Source organism: Psychromonas antarctica (assembly GCF_022267535.1).
GTDB classification, from domain to species: domain Bacteria; phylum Pseudomonadota; class Gammaproteobacteria; order Enterobacterales; family Psychromonadaceae; genus Psychromonas; species Psychromonas antarctica.
Map to the genome: position 1 here is coordinate 1 of NZ_JAHNZV010000079.1, position 13,523 is coordinate 13,523.

At 40.6% G+C, this 13,523-nt stretch carries 15 protein-coding genes; 7 read left to right on the plus strand and 8 right to left on the minus strand.

Annotation, left to right across the window (positions count from 1 at the left end; genetic code table 11):
• Positions 1-103: 103 nt before the first annotated feature.
• On the minus strand, positions 104-649 hold the full coding sequence (locus KSO91_RS13100; RefSeq protein ID WP_238743447.1) for a hypothetical protein: 546 nt from the start codon (positions 647-649) through the stop codon (positions 104-106).
• Positions 650-755: 106 nt separating this feature from the next.
• On the opposite strand from KSO91_RS13100, the gene dusA reads away from it, so the two are divergent.
• Positions 756-1,748 (plus strand): tRNA dihydrouridine(20/20a) synthase DusA, encoded by a 993-nt coding sequence (gene dusA / locus KSO91_RS13105; RefSeq protein ID WP_238743448.1) that lies wholly within the window; start codon positions 756-758, stop codon positions 1,746-1,748.
• 17 nt (positions 1,749-1,765) lie between these two features.
• Positions 1,766-2,380 carry a DUF4136 domain-containing protein gene (locus KSO91_RS13110; RefSeq protein ID WP_238743449.1) on the plus strand — a complete coding sequence of 205 codons (615 nt, stop codon included), beginning with the start codon at positions 1,766-1,768 and terminating at the stop codon, positions 2,378-2,380.
• 43 nt (positions 2,381-2,423) lie between these two features.
• On the opposite strand, the gene panM is transcribed toward KSO91_RS13110, so the two are convergent.
• The 4 genes from panM to gpmM form a co-directional block, all read right to left on the minus strand.
• A complete protein-coding gene (gene panM, locus KSO91_RS13115; RefSeq protein ID WP_238743450.1) occupies positions 2,424-2,846 on the minus strand; it encodes an aspartate 1-decarboxylase autocleavage activator PanM in 423 nt (140 codons plus the stop codon).
• 12 nt (positions 2,847-2,858) lie between these two features.
• On the minus strand, positions 2,859-3,671 hold the full coding sequence (locus KSO91_RS13120; RefSeq protein WP_238743451.1) for a divergent polysaccharide deacetylase family protein: 813 nt from the start codon (positions 3,669-3,671) through the stop codon (positions 2,859-2,861).
• 21 nt (positions 3,672-3,692) lie between these two features.
• Positions 3,693-4,910: a murein hydrolase activator EnvC family protein gene (locus KSO91_RS13125; protein ID WP_238743452.1), complete on the minus strand. Its 1,218-nt coding sequence runs from the start codon at positions 4,908-4,910 to the stop codon at positions 3,693-3,695.
• Positions 4,911-5,010: 100 nt separating this feature from the next.
• Positions 5,011-6,540, minus strand: a complete 1,530-nt coding sequence (gene gpmM / locus KSO91_RS13130; RefSeq protein WP_238743453.1) for a 2,3-bisphosphoglycerate-independent phosphoglycerate mutase — start codon at positions 6,538-6,540, stop codon at positions 5,011-5,013.
• A 223-nt stretch (positions 6,541-6,763) separates the two neighbouring features.
• On the opposite strand from gpmM, the gene KSO91_RS13135 reads away from it, so the two are divergent.
• Genes KSO91_RS13135 through gpsA form a run of 4 tightly spaced genes read left to right on the plus strand, consistent with a single transcriptional unit; the run spans position 6,764 to position 9,053 of the window.
• The gene (locus KSO91_RS13135) at positions 6,764-7,192 is read left to right on the plus strand and encodes a rhodanese-like domain-containing protein (protein WP_238743460.1); all 429 of its coding nucleotides are present in this window, start codon (positions 6,764-6,766) and stop codon (positions 7,190-7,192) included.
• A 2-nt stretch (positions 7,193-7,194) separates the two neighbouring features.
• The gene (gene grxC, locus KSO91_RS13140) at positions 7,195-7,446 is read left to right on the plus strand and encodes a glutaredoxin 3 (RefSeq protein WP_238743454.1); all 252 of its coding nucleotides are present in this window, start codon (positions 7,195-7,197) and stop codon (positions 7,444-7,446) included.
• Positions 7,447-7,503: 57 nt separating this feature from the next.
• Complete coding sequence (gene secB / locus KSO91_RS13145; protein ID WP_238743455.1) at positions 7,504-7,989, plus strand: protein-export chaperone SecB; 486 nt, start codon at positions 7,504-7,506, stop codon at positions 7,987-7,989.
• A gap of 59 nt (positions 7,990-8,048) precedes the next feature.
• A complete protein-coding gene (gpsA, locus tag KSO91_RS13150; protein WP_238743456.1) occupies positions 8,049-9,053 on the plus strand; it encodes an NAD(P)H-dependent glycerol-3-phosphate dehydrogenase in 1,005 nt (334 codons plus the stop codon).
• Positions 9,054-9,168: 115 nt separating this feature from the next.
• Here gpsA and KSO91_RS17910 read toward each other — a convergent pair whose 3' ends face one another.
• The 3 genes from KSO91_RS17910 to nadE form a co-directional block, all read right to left on the minus strand.
• Positions 9,169-9,438, minus strand: coding sequence for a LacI family DNA-binding transcriptional regulator (locus KSO91_RS17910; RefSeq protein ID WP_420830953.1), 270 nt, complete (start codon positions 9,436-9,438; stop codon positions 9,169-9,171).
• Between the two features lie 284 nt (positions 9,439-9,722).
• Positions 9,723-10,832: an aspartate-semialdehyde dehydrogenase gene (asd, locus tag KSO91_RS13155; protein WP_238743457.1), complete on the minus strand. Its 1,110-nt coding sequence runs from the start codon at positions 10,830-10,832 to the stop codon at positions 9,723-9,725.
• Positions 10,833-11,008: 176 nt separating this feature from the next.
• The gene (gene nadE / locus KSO91_RS13160; RefSeq protein ID WP_238743458.1) at positions 11,009-11,848 is read right to left on the minus strand and encodes an ammonia-dependent NAD(+) synthetase; all 840 of its coding nucleotides are present in this window, start codon (positions 11,846-11,848) and stop codon (positions 11,009-11,011) included.
• A gap of 178 nt (positions 11,849-12,026) precedes the next feature.
• On the opposite strand from nadE, the gene glmU reads away from it, so the two are divergent.
• Positions 12,027-13,388, plus strand: a complete 1,362-nt coding sequence (gene glmU, locus KSO91_RS13165) for a bifunctional UDP-N-acetylglucosamine diphosphorylase/glucosamine-1-phosphate N-acetyltransferase GlmU (protein ID WP_238743459.1) — start codon at positions 12,027-12,029, stop codon at positions 13,386-13,388.
• The last annotated feature ends 135 nt before the right edge of the window (positions 13,389-13,523 follow it).

The window sequence follows — 13,523 nt, forward strand, 5'->3', positions numbered from 1 at the left end:
GCGTCTAAAAAGTGGACTATGCCAATAAGGAATTGGAAACCCGCCTTAAATCGCTTTATAATCGAATTTGAGGAGCAACTAGCTCCCCATATCTAACGGGCATTTACACAGTTTGTTTTACACCCTCACTTTTACCAACCAACTTCATATCAATTAAAACGGGAATTGCTTCTTCAAATATTTCAAAGTTAGCTTTCACATCAAAAACAGGTAGTGCTTTTTTCATAACAGAGCGTAAATAAGCAATATCATGGTAAATTGTTTGTGGCTTTGTTCCTCCTGCTTTCCGGTTTTTACAATGCTCGATAAGATCACTTGTTTTTAATTGTTCACTTTGAACACTCGCAATATCACAATCTCGAAGCATCTTGATTACATATTGTTTGGTACGCCCGGTGTTATCCCACAGATTGCGATCATCTATAAATTTATCAAGTAACTCACCTATTGAGCATGTTTTATGTTTATTTATACCGAATTCTTCCAACTCATTTTGAATGTTTTTACCCCACGCACGCGCCAATTCTTTCCTTTTGAAAGTTTTAGACTCGCGGTGTATGATGGCGCCTTTCTTTTTAACGATTATGACAGCCTTAAATCGTTTCTCTTTATTTGCTAATGTGCGTGTTTCTATTGAGAGTGATGCCATAAATCCTACTTTTTAAGGGGTGCATGAGGGGTACTGTATATCGAAATTGGCGATAATTCAACGTAATTCAAGGCAGTTTTAGCCGATAATAAAGTGAACAAAAACAATGATAAATGCAGATGTATCAAACGGTTACCCAACAAATCGCTTTTCTATCGCTCCCATGCTTGATTGGACGGATAGACATTGCCGCCACTTCCATCGGGTGATGAGCAAAAATACGTTATTATATAGTGAGATGGTAACCACTGGGGCCATTTTATATGGCAAAGGTGATTACCTGCAAAAAGGAGAGGCTGAGCATCCTGTTTGTTTACAATTGGGCGGTAGTGCGCCGGTTGATTTAGCACAAGCGGCATTGGCTGGAAAAGCGCGCGGCTATGATGAGATCAATTTGAATGTCGGCTGTCCATCAGATCGAGTGCAAAATGGCCGCTTTGGTGCTTGTTTGATGGCTGAAGGTGCCTTGGTTGGGGATGCTGTCAATGCAATGCGTGATGCAACTGGCTTGCCTGTTTCAGTAAAAACGCGGATTGGTATTGATGATCTTGACTCCTACGAATTTTTATGTGATTTTATTGGCCAAGTGGCTGCCAAAGGCTGTGATACTTTTATAGTGCATGCACGCAAGGCGTGGTTGAGTGGCTTAAGTCCAAAACAGAACCGTGACGTACCTCCACTTGATTACGAGCGTGTTTATCAATTGAAAAAAGATTTTCCGCAGCTGACTATTGCCATCAATGGTGGCATTAAAACCCTCGATGAATGCGAAACACATTTACAACATCTAGATGGGGTCATGCTTGGTCGGGAAGTGTATGCTAATCCATATCTCTTAAGCTCTGTTGATCAACGCTTATTTTCCGGGCAACAAAAAGTATTGACCCGTTTTGAAGTGTTAGAAAAAATGTACCCTTATATTGAGCAGCAGCTTAGCAGTGGATCTTATTTAAATCATATTGCTCGCCATATGTTAGGGTTATTTCAGGGGGAACCAGGCGCTCGGGCTTGGCGTCGTCATTTAAGCGAAAATGGGCACATTCCCGGTGCCGGTATTGAGGTGATGGAAAAAGCTGCCGCGTTTGTTATTGAAGGCTGATTGTATTGGAGAGAAACATGAAAAAAATAACGTTAACCCTTTGTTTGTTTATTTCAGTTTTACTGCTGACTGCCTGTAGTAGTAGAATATCCTCTCCAACTGCGCAGCTTAAGCCTGCAGAAGAGCAAAAGAAAGTACTGCCGATGAGGGTGGTCAGTAGTGCAAAACCTGCTGATGTCTTGCCTGCTTTTACAACGTTTACTTGGAATGAGAAATACAGTAGGGTGTTAGCTGCTGTAGATAGTGACAATGAGAATATGCTTAGAACATATATTCGTAGTGAATTAATCTCTTATCTCGCAACCAAAGGTTACCAGTATCAGCCTGATCCAGCACGGGCAGATGTTGTCATCGGTTTTTTATTTGCATCACAAGATGCTCTCGCAGATAAGAACATTCAAGAAAGATTTGGTTTGCTACCAGCACGCAATAAAAGTCTAGTGACTGCTCCACATTATATAAAAGGCACACTATTACTCAGCGTTTTAGATCGCGACTTAAAAACTGTCTATTGGCGCTCAGCAGTGCAAGGTTTTGTTGATTTAGAAAAAGATAAAAGCGCGGGTAGTGATCATCGTCTACGGCAAGTATTGGCACTTGTGATGGCAGGATTCCCTAAAGCGGGTCGCTAAATAAGCGCGTATGCAAGCCACTAATGACTTGCTAATTTGCTCACTACAGTACTTTTTTGAAAATATTATTAATAAGTTGATAACCTGATGCTTGCATAAATAAAATCAAACCCGCTTTCTCTTTCTCTTGTATCTCATTTAAGTCCATTTCCACTTCTAAGACACCTTCGTTTTTAAGCTTTTTTTCAACCTCTCGGATCAGATTTTTAGCAACACCACGGCGACGAGTAACATCGCGGACTGATAATAAGCTTAATTTTGCTTGTTTGTCTTTTGCCTTTACTTGTAATGCGCCAAGATGACGTTCATTAAACATAGTGACATAAACTTGTGCCTGCTCATTTCCAATTAAATTGTGTAATGCAGTTGGGGTTAGCTGTTCGGCAGCAAAGTGATACTGATAAATCTTAGCTAGATCGATCAGCAGTTGTGGTGAGCTTTCAGGTGTAAAAACAGATAAACGCATAATTAAGGTTCTTTATTGTATGTGTGATAAGGGGCGCGTGGTTACTCGGTTATTCGCTTGTTGCAATGCGGATCGCTTTTGTAATAGGGCTAATCGTTGTGTTTCAGGAATAAGCTGATTAAGTGCAATAAGTTTAACCTTCGCGGTTGGCTTTGCAAATTTTTTTTGTAGGAAACGAATAGTTTCTGGATAAGGATGAGCAATGATCACGACGGTTTTATTATGTTGGCTTAATTTTATTGCCTGTTGCAACTGCATATCCATCGCTTCTTCCGTTCTCGTATTATCTAAGAAGAAATGCCGCCTTAAAGTGGGAATGCCTGATGTTTTCGCGGAGCTTTGGGCAACTGTGTTTGCCGTGGTACGGCTATCGAGAAAATACAGCCCTTGCTTCCCTAACACATCCATTATCCAACGCATTGGCTTGATCTGCTCGGTCAAAGCGCTACCCATATGGTTATTGATACCTTGTGCATAAGGTAAAGAATAAAGTGATTTCTTGAGAGCTGCTTTAAATGTTTTCTCTTGCATATTGATCATTAATGCACCTTTACCCAGCTTATCATTATCTTTTTTTGCTTGCATAGGTATGTGTACTAAGATTTCTCTTCCTTGCTGGTGGGCTTGTTCCGCTATGCGTTGTGCATATGGCGTATAAGGAAGAATGGAGAATGTTATTTCTTTGGGCAGGGTGAATGCTTGAAGGTCATTTAAGTGGTAACCCATATCATCAAGCACTATCGCTATCTCGCCTGTTTTTTCTGCAAAGCTAGTTTGGCTTTGCAGTAAGGCGAGCAATAATACGATTAAGCGTGGTAGGTTCATTTGTTTGTTATCTAATGCCGCTTAGCGATCGCGTTTTTTTAGCCAGCGCATAGGATCTTGTGCTTTGCCTTTGTAACTTAGTTCAAAGTACAAGCTGTTTTTGTCTTGGCCGCCACTGTGTCCAGCGAGTGCAATGGCATCTCCTTCGAAGACGGTATCACCGGTTTTTTGCAGTAATGTTTGATTGTAGCCGTAAAGGGTAATGTAATTATCACTGTGATCTAAGGCTATTACCATGCCATAACCTTTAAAGTACCCAGCAAATAAAACTCTACCAGTTGCAACTGCACGTACTTTTTCTCCTTCATTGGCCGCTATAGCAATACCTTTCCATTTTACTTGGCTGCTACGTTGGCTACCAAAGGTCGATAACACATCTCCTAGAATAGGCCATTTCAATGCCCCTTGTCGCGATGCGATGCGAGAGTGGCTTTGGCTCTCATCTTTGGTCACTATTTTTTTTCTGGCGTTTTCTTTTGCAGCGGCTAATTCCTGTTCTTGACGCACTTCTGCTGCTTTTGTTAACACTTTTTTTAAGCGTGCTTCGGCATTACTAAGCTGAGCAAGGCGAGCATTTTGATAATTTAAATCTTGTTTTAATTCCTGCAATGCTTTGGTTCGCTGTGCACGTTGTTCAACTAATGTTTTTTCTGCCGCTTTTTGCTTTTGATGCATTGCCTCTAAAGAAACCAGTGAATCAGCTTGTTCTTTTTTATTTTTATCTAGCTGAATCTGCGTTGCTTGTAATCTTTCAATGCTTTCTAAGCGCGCTTTATTGATATAAAAGTAGTAACTTTTTGCGCGTATTATTTTACTGAGGTCTTCCTGATTAAGTAATAATTTGATGAGATCATTTTGCCCCGTCATATAGGCGCTGATTAGTTGCTGCTGAAGCAGTTTTTGCTGTTTTATCTTGTTTTTTTCAAGGCTAACAGTTTGCTCTTTTAACTTTTTTAAACGCTTACGTTCTGCAATCAACTCATCTTCAGTTTGCTGTGCTTGAAATATTGCAGCCGATGTTTCCTGCTCTGAAGAAGCAATTTGTTCTTCCAGAGTAGCCTGCTTTTTGGTCATTTTGGCTTGGCTGCCTTGGCTTTTTTTTATTTTTTGTTGAAGTGCTGACAGATCATTGCCTGCAACACTGCTTTGCAGTGTTAGGGCCAACAGAGAGAGCGACAATAAGCTGTTAAGTAATATAGTCTTTAGACTGCTATTTTTGTAAAGGTTTATGCTTTTCATCAATTTTCCACACTTATTCTATAACAATTCAGTATTTAGAAATTTTACCCACTTAGTGAAGATAAGTTGAGAGAAATAACTAAATACTGAGCTATGAATACTATTTTAATGAGATAAGTGGGGTACCTGACATCTCCGCAGGGATTTCCATATCCATTAATTTCAGCATTGTAGGTGCAATATCACATAAACGTCCATCTTTTACCATCTCAGCGTTACGACCAACATAGATTAGCGGTACGGGTAAGTTGGTATGGGCTGTATGAATACCACCTGTTTTAGGATCAATCATCTGCTCTGCATTTCCGTGGTCGGCGGTGATTAAACACTCTCCCCCCACTTCTTTAAGAGCGGCAACAACTTCACCAACACAATGGTCAACGGCTTCACAGGCTTTAACTGCCGCTTCATAAACACCCGTATGGCCGACCATATCACCATTCGGGTAGTTACAAATAATCACATCATATTTGCTACTCTTAATCGCAGTAACTAATTTTTCAGTGAGTTCTGCAGAGCTCATTTCTGGCTGCAGATCATAGGTGGCAACTGCAGGTGAGCTGACTAATATACGATCTTCACCGGAAAACTCATCTTCAATACCGCCGTTAAAGAAGAACGTAACATGCGCGTATTTTTCAGTTTCTGAAATGCGTAGTTGTGTTTTACCCTTTTTCGCTAGCCATTCACCGAGTGTATTGGTGAGTTCTTCGCTGATATAAGCTGCTGGGGCTTTAATATCTGCTGCATATTCAGTTAATGTAACAAAGTTTATCTTGGGTGTTACAGCGCGTTCAAAACCTGTAAAATTCGCATCTGTGAGCGTGTAAGTTAACTCACGCGCACGGTCGGCGCGGAAATTTAAGAATAAAACGGCATCACCATCTTGGATGGGCGCTTTGTCACCAATCACCGTTGCTTTAACAAATTCATCATTTTCATCACGTGCGTAGGCATTTTCTAAACCAGTCAGAGCAGAGTCAACAGTGTATTCTGATTTCGCTTGTGTTAATAAGTTATAAGCTTGTTCAACACGATCCCAGCGGTTGTCTCGATCCATTGCATAGTAACGGCCCACTAGTGTTGCTGTACGTCCAGCACCACATTGAACATATTTTGCTTCATATTTTGCCAGCGTGGCTGCTGCGCTACGTGGCGGTGTATCTCGCCCGTCTAGAAAGGCATGTACTAAAATATCTTTTGCGCCACGTTTCGCAGCGAGTTCAATTGCCGCTAAAATGTGATCTTCATGGCTGTGCACGCCACCCGGTGATGCAAGGCCCATAATATGAACCGCTTTACCAGCGGCAACCGCTTTATCGATAGCAGTAACAAAAGCAACATTTTCAAAAAAATCACCGTCACGGATAGATTTAGTGACTTTAGTTAGATTTTGGTAAACCGTTCGACCGGCACCAATATTGGTATGGCCTACTTCGGAGTTGCCCATTTGACCATCTGGTAAACCAACATCCATACCGGATGCTGAGATAAGACCGTTGGCATAATCTTTACAGAGTTGATCAAGTACCGGCGTGTTTGCATTTGCTACGGCGTTGTCAGGCATATCTGGGCGGTATCCCCAGCCATCCATAATTAATAAGACGAGTGGTTTTTTAGTATCAGTCATTCGGATCTCCTTGGGTATTAATGTTTAAAATTTAATACGGTTGATTTTACAACATTCATTGCCATTGTCACTGAAAAAGCCAGCATACGGGTCAATAGTGAATAAAATCAGTTAAATTTGCATTTTTTATTACTCAGGATAAAAGGCTTTTGTTTTTCTTCTGGATTTCACAAGGTATACTCATTGCAAAATTTTATTAACCTATTAGAGATGAATACAAATGATGCAAGAATATATAGATTTTTTTTCCAACAATTTAATGTTATCAGTTGCATGGGTTGCGGTTGCCGTTATGTTAGTGCATAGCCTTGTAAAAGATAAAATTTCAGGCGTTAAAGGGGTTTCTGCGCAACAGGCTACCCTGATGATTAATAAACAAAATGCTATTATTGTCGATGTCAGAGCGACTGAAGAATACAAGAAAGGGCATATTGTGAATGCAAAAAATATAACTCTGTCACAAATTGAGCAAGGAAATTTCGCAGAGATTGAAAATCACAAACAGAACCCCATTATACTTGTCTGTGAATCAGGTGCTCGTTCTTCGAGCGCGGCCAGTAAATTGGTAAAAGCAGGTTTTACAGAAGTGAGTAATCTGATCTCTGGTATGAGTGGCTGGACATCTGCAAATTTACCAACAACGAAGAAATAAATATGGTTAGTGTAATTATTTATACAACTGCTTGGTGCCCATACTGTGTCCGAGCCAAAAGGCTATTGGACGCTAAAGATGTCAAATACACTGAGATCGATGTCTCCAAACCTGCTGTTCGTGCTGAAATGGTTGCATTGACTGGGGGGACAACTGTTCCGCAAATTTTGATTGATAATCAAGCTTTTGGTGGTTGTGATGAGATCCATGCTTTAGAGCGCAGCGGTAAGCTTAATAAATTACTTAAAAAATAACTATTCAATAGAAATCATAAACTGTTTAATCATAACAATAATCTATAAGGGACTAATATGTCTGAGCAACAAGAGCAAGCGCAACAAGTAGAATTTAATATCCAACGTGTATATGTAAAAGATGTTTCTTTTGAGTGTCCAAACTCGCCAACTGTCTTTAAAAAAGAGTGGGCACCTGAAGTATCAATGGATATAGATACAAAAAGCACAAAATTAGAAGATGGCGTATTTGAAGTTGTTTTATCTTTAACGACTACGGCCAAAATTGGTGACGACATTGCATTTTTATGCGAAGTTCAACAAGCAGGTATTTTCTCTGTTGGTCAGTTAGAAGGTGCACAAATGGCGCACTGTTTAAACGCCTTTTGTCCAAACATTTTATTCCCATATGCGCGTGAAGCAGTTTCCAATCTAGTTACTCGTGGTACTTTCCCGCAATTAAATCTTGCGCCAGTTAACTTTGATGCGCTTTTCCAACAAGCGATTTTGAGTAAACAAGCAGAAGCAAGTAAGCAAGCAGAAACGGCTAAATTAGACTCATAGTCTATCCCCCCAAAGCCACAGTTTTAATGTACTTTGGGTTTAAAAAAATAGGTAGTTAAATGGCAGATAAAGTAGCCATTACAGTCTTGGGAGCAGGGTCATATGGCACTGCTCTTGCTGTATCTTTGGCACGAAATGGTCACCCAACACTGATCTGGGGACATGAATCCGATCATATTGAACGTCTGCAAAATGATCGTGAAAATAAAGAGTTTTTACCCCATATCGCTTTTCCTGAATTATTAACAGCGGAAGCCTCTCTTGCAACCTGCTTAGCATCAACTTGTAATGTTTTATTAGTTGTACCAAGCCATGTTTTTGCAATCGTATTACAACAAATTAAACCGTTTTTACGCCCTGAACATAGAATTGCTTGGGCGACGAAAGGGCTAGAAGCGCAAACGGGACGACTGTTACAAGAGGTCGCTGTTGATGTACTTGGCGAAAATTACCCATTAGCGGTTATTTCCGGGCCAACCTTTGCGATGGAAGTGGCCAAGGGGTTACCTACAGCGGTTGCTGTTGCTGGAACTGATAAGCAGTTTACCCAAGATATAGCGGATCTTTTCCATAATAAACGTAACTTTAGAGCTTATATCTCCGATGATTTTTGCGCAGTACAATTAGGTGGCGCAGTTAAAAATGTGATTGCTATTGGTGCGGGGCTCGCTGATGGTTTGGGGTTTGGTGCGAATGCCCGTACCGCTCTTATTACGCGAGGGTTGGTTGAGCTCACTCGATTAGGTGTCGCGCTGGGCGCGAAGGAAGGCTCATTTATGGGAATGGCGGGGTTAGGGGATCTAGTCTTAACCTGTACCGATAATCAATCGCGTAATCGCCGTTTCGGACTTGCCTTGGGGCAGGGAAAAGGGATTGAAGAGGCGCAGGTTGAAATTGGCCAGGTAGTGGAAGGCTATCGTAATACGGAAGAAGTTTATAATTTAGCGCATCGTGTTGGTATTGAAATGCCTATTTGCGAGCAGATCTATTATGTGCTTTACCAAGGCAAGGCGGTAAAAGAAGCCGCGATAGCACTTTTATCTCGTAGTAAAAAAGAGGAATAGATTGCTTTAGTTGCTGATTTTTACAACATCATTAAATACCCTTTTCCCCTGGGTATTTTTTTTGCCCGTAAATCTAAGAATTGGCACAATAATCATAATCAGCCTAATTGAATGACTAGAAAGTGAATTTGTATTTTAATATCTGACTGGTGTAAGGGCTATCAGGGTGTTGGGCTAATGCGCTGATGCTCATTGAACGACGATTACGCTTGGCATTATTTTGTAAGTTAGATTTATATCCCAATTCCTTGATGGCATTTTTTATTTTTGTTGCCTTGTCATCTGATACAAATGAAGTGTGATTAAGGTATCTAGAAATGGTGCTGGGGGAAACGCCTGCTAATTTAGCGGCATCATAGGACGTAGACGTTGTTTTTTTTCTTATTTATAGTGATAGCCAACGCGTAAGGAAATGCATGATAGCAAGGTGATTTATACGGCAAGTAATTGTGCGAATTGTAAAACGAATAACCAAGTTAGCATTTTTTGAACCAGTAAACATGAATAGAAAATGGGTGGATTTACTCTGATTACCAGTATGGGGATGGTCAGCCTCGTTATTATCAGCTCAACATCTTATTAAAATAGGTTGTTGAACTGATAATTTATAGGTATGCACTAGGTGAATGGCGTAGTAACTCACTAAGCCTTTCATGTGAGCTAGTTACACTACGCTTGTAAAATATTGAGCATACGGCGAAGTGGTTCTGCAGCACCCCATAATAGTTGGTCACCGACAGTAAAGGCGCTAACATATTCTGGACCCATTGCCAGTTTACGAATACGGCCAATCGGCACATTCAAGGTGCCTGTTACTTTTGCTGGCGATAATTCACGTATAGTGATATCTCGCTCATTTGGGATAACTTTAACCCATTCATTATGAGCGCTTAAAATAGCTTCAATTTCAGTTACTGAAATATCTTTTTTAAGTTTCATGGTAATAGCTTGACTATGGCAACGCATTGCACCAATGCGTACACATAAACCATCAATGGGCACTTGTTTTTCACTTCTGCCCAATATTTTGTTCGCTTCAACTTGTGCTTTCCATTCTTCTTTACTTTGACCAGAAGGCATTGGCACATCAATCCAAGGGATCAAACTACCTGCGAGTGCTGCGCCGAACTGTGCCGTGGGTAGGGCGTCACTGCGTAGATGCTCGGCAACTTGTTGATCAATTTCTAAAATAGCAGAAGCGGGATCTGTCAGTTTGTCTGCAACGACATTATGAATAGATCCCATCTGGTTAATCAATTCACGCATATTACGTGCACCAGCACCTGAAGCTGCTTGATAAGTATGCGGGGTCACCCACTCAATAAGATCTTGCTCAAACAGACCGCCAAGCGCGATTAATAATAATGAGACAGTACAGTTTCCACCAACATAGGTTTTAATGCCATCTGTTAATCCTTGTTTGATAACATCTTTGTTTACTGGATCCAATATAATGATACTGTCATCTTTCATGCGCAGGGAAGATGCTGCATCAATCCAATAACCATCCCAGCCCGCTGCGCGTAGTTTTGGATAAATTTCATTGGTATAATCACCACCTTGGCAGGTCATTATAATATCCATTCTAGCCAGCTCTTCAATAGCGAAAGCATCTTTTAATGTATCAGTTGGTTTGCCAATCTCAGGTGATGCGAGGCCCACTTGTGAGGTGGTGAAAAACACCGGCTCAATCGTAGCAAAATCATTTTCGTCACGCATTCTTTGCATAAGCACAGAGCCAACCATGCCGCGCCAACCAACCATCCCAACTTTTTTCATTGTCCAACATTCCTTAACGTTTAAAAAGAGTATTCTGCTAATTATTAAGCGAATAGATAATTTACCATTACAAGCTTTGCTATGGCTAGTTTTTTGACTGTTCCAAGTGAATAAATAGGTATAAAAAGAGGATAATTATTTAAATTACCCTCGTACAATTTATTTTCTCATGATTTTTAGAAATCAAAATCGTAAATCGTTGGCGTCGATAAACGCTTATGCTGCGTGCGCAAATAGGTGGCGATCAGTTTTTCTTCAATCTCTTGCGCAACGGGTTTGCCTTCTAAAAAGTCATCAATTTGATTGTAAGTCATGCCCAAGGCGACTTCATCTGCAAGTTGTGGTTGATTTTCTTCCAGATCTGCCGTCGGTGCTTTTTCTACTAATAATGCCGGGGCACCAAGATGTTTGGCTAATGCGCGTACTTGACGTTTATTCAGACCAAATAAAGGCGCTAAATCGCATGCACCATCACCATGTTTAGTGTAAAAACCGGTTATGTTCTCTGCACTATGGTCAGTGCCAACGACCAAACCACCTATTAGACCGGCAATCTCATATTGGGCAATCATGCGCATACGTGCTTTAACATTACCTTTAACAAAATCCAGATTAGTGTTTTTAGTGATATCGACTTGGCTATTTTTTAATGCACTAATCGTACTTTCATGGATGCCATCAGCACCGGTTTGTATATTGACCGAGACACAATGTGTTGGTTGAATAAAGTGCAGGGCTAATTGCGCTTCATCTTCATCTTTTTGCACAGCATAAGGTAAACGTACTGCAATAAACTGATACCTATCAGTTTGTTCAGACTGATTCAGTTGTTCAATGGCTAATTGGCATAAACGTCCTGCTGTGCTGGAATCTACGCCACCACTGATTCCTAAGACTAAACTATGGCAGAAAGCTTGCTGTAGTTTGATTTTAATAAAGTCGATGCGGCGTTTAATTTCGCTATCGATATTAATTTCTGGTAAAACACGCATCTCTTGTAATATTTTTTGTTTCATTAAAGTGCCTATTATTTACTCGTTAATCTCTCAGATTGAGTGATTATGCAAAAGATCAGCCGTTATTTATAGTATAAATACGCATTAATTTTAGTATTTTATATTTTTGTTATTCGTTCTGTTCGGAAAGTTAGTTAAAATAGTTGCTTCATTCTTTTATTTATTTAAGGTCCCAATTATGTCTTTAAGTGTTGTTATTCTTGCTGCTGGTAAAGGCACGCGTATGTGCTCTACTCTTCCCAAAGTGCTTCATAAGATTGCAGATAAACCCATGGTACAGCACGTTATTGACACGGTAAAAAAAGTAGGTGCTGAAAATATTCATCTGATTTATGGTCATGGCGGTAAGCAGATGCAAGATAGTATTTTGGAGTCGCGCCTAAATTGGATAGAACAGACCGAGCAGTTGGGCACTGGACATGCAATGCAGATTGCGCAACCTCATTTTAAAGAAGATGAAAAAATATTAATGGTCTACGGTGATGTACCACTTCTTTCGGCCGTCACGTTACAGCGCTTAATTGCCGCACAACCAGAAAATGGTATCGCTTTATTAACCGTGGTCTTAGACAACCCGAAAGGCTATGGGCGAATTGAACGTGTTAATAGCGAAGTGGTGGGGATTGTGGAGCAGAAAGATGCTACGCCAACACAGCTCATAATTAACGAGGTGAATACTGGGATTATGGTTGTCAATGCCGCTGATTTAAAGCGTTGGTTACCCGCATTAAGTAATAATAATGCGGCAGGCGAATATTACATTACCGATATTATAAAGATGGCGCATTTAGAAGGACAGGTAATCCACGCGGTTCATCCTGATAACGTCGTTGAAGTGGAAGGTGTGAATACACGGTTACAACTCTCCAAATTAGAGCGCGCATACCAGTTGCAGAAGGCTGAGCAACTTTTATTAAGTGGGGTAATGTTGCGCGATCCTGCGCGTTTTGATCTGCGTGGTGAACTGACCTGTGGGCAAGACGTTGATATTGATATCAATGTAATTATTCAAGGCAAGGTTAATTTGGGTAATGGCGTAGTGATTGGTGCTAATTGTATTTTGATTGATTGTGATATCGAAACTAATGCACAAATTAAGGCGAATTCAATTATTGAAAGCAGCCGAATTGGCGAATCTGCAGTAATCGGTCCCTTTGCGCGTATTCGTCCTGAAAGCGTGATTGCAAGCGATGTACATATCGGAAACTTTGTTGAAATAAAGAAATCAACACTCGGACAGGGCACCAAATGTGGACACTTAAGCTACATTGGTGATAGCACTTTAGGTCAAAGAGTTAATGTTGGTGCCGGTACTATCACTTGTAATTACGATGGGGTGAATAAACACCATACAAATATTGGTGACGATGCTTTTATTGGATCTGATTGCCAATTGATAGCGCCAGTTACTGTCGGTAAAGGAGCAACCACGGGCGCGGGTACAACCGTTGTAAATAATGTCCCTGATAATGGATTGGCTATCTCACGTCCCAAGCAGCGCAATATTGAAGGGTGGAAGCGGCCAATAAAAAAAGGATAGAAAGTCTTGACCCTGTAAATAATTCTGTGTAATTACCATTTTTACAGATGCTTTTTCAAGCGGTCTTCAAATTCTATTATAAACCGATTCATCGCAGCTCTCCAACTGTGGATCGGTTTTGACCATTTTTTCGAT

Coding starts and splice junctions, on each gene's coding strand:
- KSO91_RS13135 (WP_238743460.1), top strand. CDS start 6,764: ATGCAAGAATATATAGATTTTTTTTCCAACAATTTAATGTTATCAGTT.
- grxC (WP_238743454.1), top strand. CDS start 7,195: ATGGTTAGTGTAATTATTTATACAACTGCTTGGTGCCCATACTGTGTC.
- gpsA (WP_238743456.1), top strand. CDS start 8,049: ATGGCAGATAAAGTAGCCATTACAGTCTTGGGAGCAGGGTCATATGGC.
- KSO91_RS13120 (WP_238743451.1), bottom strand. CDS start 3,671: ATGAACCTACCACGCTTAATCGTATTATTGCTCGCCTTACTGCAAAGC.
- panM (WP_238743450.1), bottom strand. CDS start 2,846: ATGCGTTTATCTGTTTTTACACCTGAAAGCTCACCACAACTGCTGATC.
- gpmM (WP_238743453.1), bottom strand. CDS start 6,540: ATGACTGATACTAAAAAACCACTCGTCTTATTAATTATGGATGGCTGG.
- asd (WP_238743457.1), bottom strand. CDS start 10,832: ATGAAAAAAGTTGGGATGGTTGGTTGGCGCGGCATGGTTGGCTCTGTG.
- glmU (WP_238743459.1), top strand. CDS start 12,027: ATGTCTTTAAGTGTTGTTATTCTTGCTGCTGGTAAAGGCACGCGTATG.
- KSO91_RS13110 (WP_238743449.1), top strand. CDS start 1,766: ATGAAAAAAATAACGTTAACCCTTTGTTTGTTTATTTCAGTTTTACTG.
- nadE (WP_238743458.1), bottom strand. CDS start 11,848: ATGAAACAAAAAATATTACAAGAGATGCGTGTTTTACCAGAAATTAAT.
- secB (WP_238743455.1), top strand. CDS start 7,504: ATGTCTGAGCAACAAGAGCAAGCGCAACAAGTAGAATTTAATATCCAA.
- dusA (WP_238743448.1), top strand. CDS start 756: ATGATAAATGCAGATGTATCAAACGGTTACCCAACAAATCGCTTTTCT.
- KSO91_RS13125 (WP_238743452.1), bottom strand. CDS start 4,910: ATGAAAAGCATAAACCTTTACAAAAATAGCAGTCTAAAGACTATATTA.
- KSO91_RS13100 (WP_238743447.1), bottom strand. CDS start 649: ATGGCATCACTCTCAATAGAAACACGCACATTAGCAAATAAAGAGAAA.